Origin of the sequence: Foliimonas ilicis (assembly GCF_039939195.1) — a bacterium.
In the GTDB taxonomy this organism is placed as follows: Bacteria; Pseudomonadota; Alphaproteobacteria; order Rhizobiales; family Rhizobiaceae; genus Foliimonas; species Foliimonas ilicis.
The window spans coordinates 1-636 of sequence record NZ_JBDUUH010000029.1; the positions used below are offsets into that span (position 1 = coordinate 1).

A 636-nucleotide genomic window follows, 5' to 3' on the forward strand; every position below is an offset into this window, starting at 1 on the left:
TGTCAACCGGCGCGGAATTCTGACCCCATATCGGCGTCCAATATTCACCCCCTGTAGACGATCAGCGCTTGGCCTGCCCGGCGCTGGCCGGGGTTGCAGAGGGTAGGCCAAGTGCGGGTGATAGGTATCTTCGGCTTCAGCTTTGGGAGCGGTTCTTAAAGCGCCAGGATTCGTTTCCTGTTTCCACGATCTCACAGTGATGGGTCAGGCGGTCGAGGAGTGCTGTCGTCATCTTGGCATCACCAAACACCGACGGCCATTCGCCAAACGCAAGGTTCGTCGTGACGATGATCGAGGTGCGCTCGTATAGCTTGCTGATCAGGTGGAACAGAAGCTGACCTCCAGCCTGCGCGAACGGCAGATAGCCGAGTTCATCGAGGATGATGAAGTCGAGGCGTGTAAGATAATCGGCTATCCGACCTTGCTTGCCGTTGCGCGTTTCCGTTTCCAGCCGGTTCACCAAGTCAACGACATTGAAGAAGCGGCCGCGTGTGCTGTTGCGGATGAGCGCACGGGCAATTGCGATAGCCAGGTGGCTCTTGCCTGTTCCCGTGCCGCCGACGAGAACGACGTTGCGCTGATCGGCGACGAAGGTGCCCGTAGCCAGTTCTCTCACCAGGGATTCATTGACGGGCG

The 636-nt window shown here is 58.5% G+C and carries 1 protein-coding gene; it reads right to left on the reverse strand.

The features are described from left to right. Positions 1 to 136 precede the first annotated feature (136 nt). A partial coding sequence (gene istB, locus ABFT80_RS27965; protein WP_347975225.1) for an IS21-like element helper ATPase IstB occupies positions 137 to 636 on the reverse strand: 500 nt, incomplete at its 5' end.